A 9,306-nucleotide genomic window follows, 5' to 3' on the forward strand; every position below is an offset into this window, starting at 1 on the left:
GCGCAGCGCCCGAATCGGGCCGCGCCGCGCGGCCCGATTCGGGCGCTGCGCTGGTCGGCAGCCTCGCGGCGCTGAAGCGCGGCAATTACAGCGCGGCACGCAATCACGCGCTCGTCGCAGCCGACGGGCCGGAGGCGGCGCGCGCCAATGCGGTGCTTGGCCGTGCCTATCTGCTGATGGGCGATGGAGCGGCCGCCGAGGGCGCGCTGAACCGCGCAGTGGCCGCCGGCATGCCGCGCGCGCGGCTCCATCACCTGTTCGCCGATGCCTATCTGATGCAGGGCAGTGCTGATCGCGCGCTGTCAGAGGCGGTGCGCGCCGCTCCGCGGTACCGCAGCTATGCGGCCCGCGTCCGTGCCCGCGCCATGGCAGCCAGTGGCGACGTGCCGGGCGCCACCCGATTGCTGAACACGATTCTGGCGGATGATCCGGACAATGCCGGTGCCCTGGCCGATCTTGGGCGCATCCGGTTCGATGCTGGCGACATCCTCGCCGCCGATCTTGCCGCCCGCCGCGCGATGGAACTGGACCCTGCCAATCTGTCGGCGATCGTGCTGGCGGGGGAGGTGGTGCGCAGCCGCTACGGCCTTGTTGCCGCGCTACCCTGGTTCGATCGGGCGCTGGGGCTCGACGCTTATTACCTGCCCGCGCTCATCCAATATGCCGCGACCGCCGGCGATGCCGGCCGATATCGTGCCATGCTCGCGGCAACCCGCCGCGCGCTGGCCGCCCGGCCCAACAGCCCGGAGGCGCTGTATCTGCAGGCCGTCCTGGCTGCCCGGGCCGGCAAGCGCGATCTGGCGCGCGCATTGCTCGGTCGCATGGGCGATGCTGGCCTTGCCATGCCCGGCGTGGTGCTGCTCACCGGCATGCTCGCTTACGCCGATGGCGGTTACGAGCAGGCGGTGGTCAGTTTCCGGGAGATCGTCGGTCGTCAGCCGATGAACCTCGTGGCGCGGCGCCTGCTCGGTGCGGCGCTGCTGCGATCGGGCGACGCACGAGGCGCGCTTGACGTGCTGCGGCCGATCGCCGTGCGCGCTGATGCCGACAGCTATACGCTGGCCCTCGCAGGGCGGGCGTTCGAGGCGAGGGGGGAGCGGGACTGGGCGGCGCGCTTCCTTGATCGTGCGGCGCGCCCAACGCTGGCCGATCCGGAGCCTTTTGCCAGCGATGGCGGCACGGGTGCCCTTGCTGCGGCCGTGGCTGGTGCGCCTGCGGATCCTGCGGTCGCGGTCGCCTATGTCCGCAGTCTCCTTGATGCCGGGCAATCCGCTGCAGCGGAGCAGCGCGCCAGCGCGCTTGCCGCCGCATCGCCGGGGGCACCAGAGGCGCAGACGCTAGCGGGCGACGTGCTGGCCGTGCAGCAGCGGTTCGGCGCCGCGCTCCCGCGTTACAAGCAGGCTGCCAATCTGCGCTTCGACACGCCGGCCATGCTGCGCCTGGCGGAGGCCGCCAATCGATCCGGTGCCGCGGGGCAGGCGGCGTCCGCCCTCGCGCTGTACCTGTCGCAAAACCCGCAAAGCGTGATCGCGCACCGCGCGCTCGCCAATCTTCAGCTCGGCGCGCGAGACTGGCCTGCCGCCATCGAAACGCTGGAGCGGCTGCACGCCGGGGTCGGCGGGCGGGACGCCCTCGTCGAGGCACAGCTGGCCTATGCCTATACCGGGGCAGGGGATGGGGCGAGCGGCGTGGATCATGGTCGCGCCGCCTACCGGCTCTCACCGATGAACCCGGCGGCCTGTGATGCCTATGGCTGGGCCTTGTACGAACGGGGTGACGTTTCTGCCGCCCTGCAGCTTCTGGAAAAGGCCGCCGTGCTTAACCCGGCGCACGCCGGCATCCGCTGGCATTTTGCACAGGCACTGGCGGAGGCCGAGCGAACGGTGGAGGCGCGGGCGCAGATCGCTCAGGCCTTGCGCGATCCCGCCTTTCCCGATCGCGCGCCGGCCATCGCGCTGCTGAAGTTCCTCGAGCGCTGATCCCCGCGCCGGGTGGTTGCGGCGCGATCGTCCGGCACTTAGCAGCGGATTATGGATGATCTCACCCGCATCGCCGCCGCACTGGAACGCCTCGCGCCGCCCCCGCCGCCGGCGGCCGATCCGCTGGCGCACCCCGCTTATGTCTGGCGGAATGGCGTGCTGGTGGCGGCCCGTGCCTTTGCGCCGCTTCCGCTCGATCTGCTGCATGGGGTGGAGGCGCAGCGTGATCTGCTGCTCGCCAATCTGACGCGCCTGTCCGGCGGCCATGCTGCCCAGGATGTCTTGCTGTGGGGCGCCCGCGGCACGGGCAAGTCCGCGCTGGTCAAGGCCTGCGTCGGCGCGGTCCAGACCACCGGTGGCCCGCTCGCGCTCATCGAGGTCGCCGCAGATCGGCTGGATAGCCTGCCCGCATTGTTCGACACGATCGCGGCCGTGCCCCGGTCCTTTGTCCTGTTCCTTGATGATCTGGGCTTCGATGCTGCGGCGGACGCACGCACGCTGCGCTCCCTGCTGGAGGGCGGGGCGGAGGCGCGGCCGGCCAATGCACGGCTGATCGTCACCTCCAACCGCCGCCACCTGATCCCGCGCGACGTTCACGAACAGGAAAATGCGATCAACCCGCGCGACGCGGTGGACGATCACATGGCGCTTGCCGATCGCTTCGGCCTCAGCCTTGGCTTCCACGTCGTCGATCAGCCGCTCTACCTGGACATCGTCCGCGGCTATGCGGAGCGGCATGGCCTGCCGTTCGATGCGCAAGATGCGCTGCTCTGGGCGACCAGGCGGGGCAGCCGGTCGGGCCGGGTCGCCTGGCAATATGTCGTCGATCTGGCGGGACGGGCCGGTAAAGGCCTTTAAGGCCGGATTTCTCCGGTCCCGTTCCGCTGGACGGCCGCTCCTACCCCAGCGCCTCGACCATCTCGGCCAATTCGAGCCAGCGCAGCTCCGCATTTTCCTTCTCGTCGCGCGCCGCGCTGATCGCCTTCATCAGCCGGTCGAACGCCCCCGGGTCGCGGGCATAGAGTTCCGGATCCGCCAGCAGGGCCTCGTCGCGCGCGATCGCTGCGTCCAGTTGCTCGATTCGCTTTGGCAGTTGATCGAAGTCGCGCTGGTCCTTGTAGCTCAGCTTGGTGCGTGCCTGTGGCGGGGCTGCCGGCGTTGCGGCCGTCGCCTTGGCCGCCGACTTGCGCTCATTCTGCGGCGCCCGCTTCCGCTCCCAATCCTCATAGCCGCCGGCGACGACATCCACCTTGCCGGACCCGTCCAGGCCGAGCGTGACCGTCACGGTGCGATCGAGGAAGTCGCGATCGTGGCTGACGATCAGGACGGTGCCCTCGTAATCCGCGATCACCTCCTGCAGCAGGTCCAGCGTTTCGAGATCAAGGTCATTGGTCGGCTCATCCAGCACCAACAGGTTGGAATGTCGCGCAAATTCCCGCGCCAGCAACAATCGTGATCGCTCTCCGCCCGATAGCGAACCAACCTTGGCTTCGGCCAGGCTCGGATCGAACAGAAATTCCTTGAGATAGCCGTGGATGTGCTTCTTCGCGCCCAGCACGTCGATCCAGTCGCCACCGTCCGCCAGCACCTCGCGCACCGTCTTCTCCGGCGCCATCAGCTTGCGCTGCTGGTCGATGACGATGCCGTCCAGCGTCTTGGCTAGCTTCACCGTCCCGCTGTCGGGCGCCAGTTCGCCGGTCAGCAGGCGCAACAGCGTCGTCTTGCCCGCGCCGTTGCGGCCGACAATCCCGATCCGGTCGCCGCGTGTCACGCGGAACGTCAGATCGCGGATGATCGTTCGCCCGTCATAGCTCTTGCTGACATGCTCCGCGTCGATGACGACCTTGGTCTTGTTGTCGTCGCTGCCGATGGCCAGCGCAGCGGCGCCCTGCGGCCCGATCATCGCCGCGCGTTCGGCGCGCATTTCCTTCAGCTTGGACAGGCGGCCCTGATTGCGCCGCCGACGACCCGTCACGCCGCGCTGAAGCCAATGTTCCTCGATCTTCAGCTTGGCATCCAGCTTCTCGGCGGCGCGCTGCTCCTCGGCATAGACCTGCTCGGTCCAGGCATCAAAGCCGCCGAAGCCGACTTCAGCGCGGCGCATGTTGCCGCGATCGAGCCACAAGGTCTGTTTGGTCAACCGGGTCAGGAACGTTCGGTCATGGCTGATCACGACAAAGGCGCCGCGGAAGCGGCTCAGCCAATCCTCCAGCCATTCGATCGCACCAATATCGAGATGGTTGGTCGGCTCGTCGAGCAGCAGCACGTCCGGGTCCTGCGCCAGCGCGCGCACGATCGCGGCACGGCGCCGTTCACCGCCGGACGCGGTCGCCGCCTCGCGCGACAGGTCGATGCCGAGCTGATCGGCAATGGCGTCGGCCTCGAAGTGCTGCGGCGCGTCGCTGCCCGACAGCACATAATCGGCGAGCGTGGCATAGCCGGAAAGGTTCGGATCCTGCTCCAGCAGGATAACGCGCGTGCCAGGCACGATGGTGCGCCGGCCCTCGTCCGCATCGATCGTTCCGGCGATCAGCTTCAGCAGGGTCGTCTTGCCTGCGCCATTGCGGCCGATCAGCGCCAGGCGGTCACGCGGGCCGACATAGAAGTTCAGGTTGCGGAAGAGCCAGCCGGCGCCCTGAATGAGGCCAAGGTCTTCATACGCTAGAATAGGGGCAGCCATGGGGGCGGCAGATAGGGTCGTGGCCGGGATGCGCAAGCGCCGTTCACTTCCGGCCTATGCCTTTGCTTTGATCGTCTGGGCTCGGCCCAGAAGCAAAAAGGACCGGATGCGCTGGGCATCCGGTCCTTTTTCGAGAAGCGCAGCGGCGAAGCCGCTGCTGGACGCTTCCGTTTTCTGTCCGGGGCAGCTTTCGCTGCCCCGGTCCGAAATCAGAAGTCCATGCCGCCCATGCCGCCGCCCGGCATTGCCGGCATGGCGGGCTTGTCTTCCGGCAGCTCGGAGACGGTCGCCTCGGTGGTGATGAGGAGGCCAGCCACAGATGCGGCGTTCTGGAGCGCAGTGCGCACGACCTTGGTCGGGTCGATCACGCCGGCCTGCACCAGGTTCTCATAGGTGTCGGTCGACGCGTTGAAGCCGAACGAGGTGTCGTTCTGGTCGAGCAGCTTGCCCGACACCACGGCACCGTCCTGACCGGCGTTCTGCGCGATCTGGCGCACCAGCGCGGTCAGCGACTTGCGGACGATGTCCACACCGCGGGTCTGGTCGTCATTCTCGCCGCTCACGCCTTCCAGCGCCTTGGTCGCGTAGAGCAGCGCCGTGCCGCCGCCCGGAACGATGCCCTCTTCAACGGCTGCGCGGGTCGCGTGCAGCGCGTCGTCGACGCGGTCCTTGCGCTCCTTGACCTCGACCTCGGTCGCACCGCCGACCTTGATCACGGCAACGCCGCCAGCAAGCTTGGCGAGACGCTCCTGCAGCTTCTCACGGTCATAGTCCGAAGTGGTGACTTCGATCTGCTGACGGATCGCCTCGGTGCGGCCCTTGATCGACTCCGCATCACCCGCGCCATCGACGATGGTGGTGTTGTCCTTGTCGATCGTGACGCGCTTGGCGGTGCCGAGCATGCCGAGCGTGACGGTCTCGAGCTTGATGCCGAGATCCTCGGAGACGACTTCGCCCTTGGTGAGGATCGCGATGTCTTCCAGCATCGCCTTGCGACGATCGCCGAAGCCCGGTGCCTTGACCGCTGCGACCTTCAGGCCGCCGCGCAGCTTGTTGACGACGAGCGTGGCCAGAGCCTCGCCCTCGATGTCCTCGGCGATGATCAGGAGCGGACGGCCCGACTGCACAACCGCCTCGAGGATCGGAAGCATCGACTGCAGGTTCGACAGCTTCTTCTCGTGGATCAGGATGTACGGGTCGTTCAGCTCGACCTGCATCTTTTCCGGGTTGGTGATGAAGTACGGCGACAGATAGCCGCGGTCGAACTGCATGCCCTCGACGACGTCGAGCTCGAACTCGAGACCCTTCGCCTCTTCGACGGTGATCACGCCTTCCTTGCCGACCTTCTCCATGGCCTCGGCGATCTTCTCGCCGACTTCACGGTCGCCGTTCGCGGAAATGATGCCAACCTGGGCAACTTCCTGCGAACCCGAAACGGGCTTGGAGCGCGCCTTGATGTCGTCGACGACCTTGCCGACGGCGAGGTCGATACCGCGCTTCAAGTCCATCGGGTTCATACCGGCCGCCACCGACTTCATGCCCTCGCGAACGATCGCCTGGGCGAGAACGGTCGCGGTGGTGGTGCCGTCACCAGCGATGTCGTTGGTCTTCGAGGCCACTTCGCGCACCATCTGCGCGCCCATGTTCTCGAACTTGTCCTTGAGCTCGATTTCCTTGGCGACCGACACACCGTCCTTGGTGATGCGGGGCGCGCCGAAGCTCTTGTCGATCACGACGTTGCGGCCCTTCGGGCCCAGCGTCACCTTCACCGCGTCGGCGAGGATGTCGACACCCTTGAGGATGCGCTCGCGTGCGTCGCGGCCGAATTTCACGTCCTTGGCTGCCATGTGGCTACCCTTTCAGATGAACGAATGTTGAAACAGTTGAAGTATTCGAACGGAGGCTCGGGCGATAATGCCGAGCCCCATCGCCATCAGGCGATGATCCCGAGGATGTCCGATTCCTTCATGATGAGCAGGTCTTCGCCGTTCACCTTGACCTCGGTGCCCGACCACTTGCCGAACAGGATGCGGTCACCGGCCTTGACGTCGAGCGGCGTGACCTTGCCGTCTTCCGCCTTGGCGCCCGCGCCGGCGGCGACAACTTCGCCTTCCTGCGGCTTTTCCTTGGCGGTGTCGGGAATGATGATCCCCCCGGCAGTCTTTTCCTCGGCCTCGACGCGGCGCACGAGCACGCGGTCGTGCAGCGGACGGAAGTTCATGGCTGTACCCTCTTTTGAGCGGTGTGACTGTTCTTTGGCACTCGCCTGAATCGAGTGCCAGCGCCGGCCATATGTGTGTGGCTCATCATAGCGTCAACGGTATGACGCACAAAAATTTGGACCGGTCGGTCAGGCCGTGCGCGGGACGAGGCCGAGCCGTTCGCGCGCGTACCAGCGCCACATCAGCAGGATGGATACCGCCAGCAGCCCCACCGCGAGGCCGGTCCAGATGCCCACGCCCGCCCATCCTGCCTGAAAGCCGAGGAAGATCGAGGTGCCAAAACCGACCACCCAATAGCCGAACAGCGCGATCAGCATCGGCACGCGCGTGTCCTGCAGCCCACGCAGCACGCCGGCCGCTACCGCCTGTGCGCCATCGACCAGCTGGAACATGGCGGCGAGCGCCAGATACTGCACCGCCAGCTTCACCACGATTGCGTTCGCCGGGGCCTCCACGTCGACATAGGCGCTGACGAACAGGCGGGGCGCGGCCCACATCGCGCCGGCGGTAATGCCCATGAAGCCGATCCCCATCACCAGCGCGACGCGGCCAGCCCGCGCGATCCATTCCCGGTCCAGTGCGCCATAGGCCATGCCGACGCGGATCGTCGCCGCCTGCGCGATGCCGAAGGGGACCTGAAAAGCGATGGCCGCGATGTTGAGTGCCACGGCGTGGGCCGCCACCTCGTTGACGCCGATCAACCCCATCAGGATCGCGGCGCCGCCGAACAGCGCGCCCTCGAAGGTCCAGGTCAGCATGATCGGCACGCCAAGTCGCACGATGTCCCGAAAACGGGGCCATTCGGCCGCCCACCAGCGGCCGAACAGGCGATAGCGGCGCAGTCGCCGGTCGAACAGGAAGATCCCGACATAAGCGATCGTCATGGCAGTCAGGCTGATGACGCTGGCGATGGCGGACCCTTCCAGACCCAGCGCCGGGGCGCCCAGATTGCCGAACACCAGCGCCCAGTTGGCGACAATGCTCACCAGCAGCGCCAGCCCAGTGACGGCGAACGCCCAGCCGGGCCGACTGAGGGCCGCGGCGGATGACCGCATGACGCCCGCGGCGACGCCGGGCAGCAGGCCGATCAGGATGATGTCGAGGAAATGACCGGCGCGGCGCGCCACGTCGGCATCCTGCCCCGCCAGCAGCAGCAAGGTTTCGCCATGGGCAAGCAGCAGCAGGACGGGCAGCGCCGCGGCGGCGCCGACCCAGAAGGCCATGCGCACGCTGCGCCTCACCTCGCGCACTGCATGGCGGCGCCGGCCGAGCTCCGCCGCGATCAGCGGAGAGGCGGCGCTGGTGAGGCCGATCAGCGCATACATGCTGAGGTTGAAGAGGAACACGCCCAGCGTCGCCGCTGCCAGATCAATGGTGCCGAGTCGTGCCACGAAAATGACGTCCACCGCGCTGACCGCCATCTGCAGAAGGTTCGCGCCGACAAGCGGCGCCGACAGGCGCAGCAGCGCGGACAGCTCGGCCCGGTCGCTCGCCGGACGCGTTTCGGTCAGCGGCGGGGCGGCGGCGAACTCCATGGCCGGGGGGAGGTAGGCCGAATCTCCAGCGGGGGAAAGGCGGCAGATGGTGATGCGAGCGCGATCAGCCGCCCAGCCGGATCAATTGATCAGCCGTATTGCTCCACCCATACACCTTCGGTTAAACCGTTAAGAAGACTTTCCGGGAATTGGTGATGAAGCTTGTACGCGGCGCGTGGAAACTGCTGGTCGGCATCAAGGACGCGCTGGTGCTCGTGGCGATGCTGCTGTTCTTTGCCTTGTTGTTCGCAGCGCTGAATTCACGACCCGGCACGCCTTCGATCAAGGATGGCGCGCTTGTTCTGGATCTCGACGGGCCGATCGTCGAGCAGCCCGAGCAGGTGCCCCCGCTCGCTTTTGTCTCTGGCCAGCAGATCGGCCGGCAGTATCGGTTGCGCGATGTGGTTCACGCGATCGACAGCGCGCGTACCGACACCCGCGTGAAGGCGGTTGTGCTGGACTTGGACCGCTTCGGCGGCGCTTATCCGGCCGCGCTCGGCGAAGTGGCCGAAGCGCTGGTGCGGGTGCGGCAAAGCGGAAAGCCGGTCCTCGCCTATGCGACCGGCTATACTGACGGTGCGTATCGGCTCGCCGCGGCGGCGAGCGAGATCTGGGTCGATCCGCTGGGCGGCGTGGTGCTCAGCGGGCCGGGCGGCAATCGCCTCTACTACAAGGGCCTGATCGATAAGCTGGGCGTCACCACCCACGTGTTCCGCGTCGGCAAGTTCAAGTCGGCCGTGGAGCCCTATACCCGCGCGGACGAAAGCCCGGAATCGCGCGCGGCCTCGCAGGCGCTGTACGGATCTTTGTTCGAACAATGGAAGAATGCTGTCGCGCAGGCGCGGCCCAAGGCGCGTGTGGACGGTTGGCTGACGCAGCCGAGCCGTATC

At 67.2% G+C, this 9,306-nt stretch carries 7 protein-coding genes; 3 read left to right on the plus strand and 4 right to left on the minus strand.

Features of this window, described 5'->3' with window-relative positions:
- Both AX702_RS05430 and AX702_RS05435 read left to right on the plus strand, forming a co-directional pair.
- Positions 1 to 1,979: tetratricopeptide repeat protein (locus AX702_RS05430; protein WP_066777159.1), on the plus strand; the 1,979-nt coding region annotated here is incomplete at its 5' end.
- 51 nt (positions 1,980 to 2,030) lie between these two features.
- The gene (locus AX702_RS05435) at positions 2,031 to 2,837 is read left to right on the plus strand and encodes an ATP-binding protein (protein WP_066777162.1); all 807 of its coding nucleotides are present in this window, start codon (positions 2,031 to 2,033) and stop codon (positions 2,835 to 2,837) included.
- A 40-nt stretch (positions 2,838 to 2,877) separates the two neighbouring features.
- On the opposite strand, the gene AX702_RS05440 is transcribed toward AX702_RS05435, so the two are convergent.
- The 4 genes from AX702_RS05440 to AX702_RS05455 form a co-directional block, all read right to left on the minus strand.
- Entirely contained in the window at positions 2,878 to 4,659 is a 1,782-nt protein-coding gene (locus tag AX702_RS05440; protein ID WP_066777165.1) for an ABC-F family ATP-binding cassette domain-containing protein, read from the minus strand.
- Positions 4,660 to 4,868: 209 nt separating this feature from the next.
- Positions 4,869 to 6,506 (minus strand): chaperonin GroEL, encoded by a 1,638-nt coding sequence (gene groL, locus AX702_RS05445; protein WP_066777167.1) that lies wholly within the window; start codon positions 6,504 to 6,506, stop codon positions 4,869 to 4,871.
- An 86-nt stretch (positions 6,507 to 6,592) separates the two neighbouring features.
- The gene (groES, locus tag AX702_RS05450) at positions 6,593 to 6,880 is read right to left on the minus strand and encodes a co-chaperone GroES (RefSeq protein ID WP_066777169.1); all 288 of its coding nucleotides are present in this window, start codon (positions 6,878 to 6,880) and stop codon (positions 6,593 to 6,595) included.
- A 129-nt stretch (positions 6,881 to 7,009) separates the two neighbouring features.
- Positions 7,010 to 8,416: an MATE family efflux transporter gene (locus tag AX702_RS05455; protein WP_082745994.1), complete on the minus strand. Its 1,407-nt coding sequence runs from the start codon at positions 8,414 to 8,416 to the stop codon at positions 7,010 to 7,012.
- Positions 8,417 to 8,571: 155 nt separating this feature from the next.
- On the opposite strand from AX702_RS05455, the gene AX702_RS05460 reads away from it, so the two are divergent.
- Positions 8,572 to 9,306: S49 family peptidase (locus tag AX702_RS05460; RefSeq protein ID WP_197420501.1), on the plus strand; the 735-nt coding region annotated here is incomplete at its 3' end.

Origin of the sequence: Sphingomonas sp. CCH5-D11 (genome assembly GCF_001557395.1) — a bacterium.
GTDB lineage: Bacteria > Pseudomonadota > Alphaproteobacteria > Sphingomonadales > Sphingomonadaceae > Sphingomonas.

What these genes read in the sequence shown, in the direction of transcription:
- AX702_RS05435 (WP_066777162.1), top strand. Translation starts at nt 2,031, where the DNA reads ATGGATGATCTCACCCGCATCGCCGCCGCACTGGAACGCCTCGCGCCG.
- AX702_RS05440 (WP_066777165.1), bottom strand. Translation starts at nt 4,659, where the DNA reads ATGGCTGCCCCTATTCTAGCGTATGAAGACCTTGGCCTCATTCAGGGC.
- groL (WP_066777167.1), bottom strand. Translation starts at nt 6,506, where the DNA reads ATGGCAGCCAAGGACGTGAAATTCGGCCGCGACGCACGCGAGCGCATC.
- groES (WP_066777169.1), bottom strand. Translation starts at nt 6,880, where the DNA reads ATGAACTTCCGTCCGCTGCACGACCGCGTGCTCGTGCGCCGCGTCGAG.
- AX702_RS05455 (WP_082745994.1), bottom strand. Translation starts at nt 8,416, where the DNA reads ATGGAGTTCGCCGCCGCCCCGCCGCTGACCGAAACGCGTCCGGCGAGC.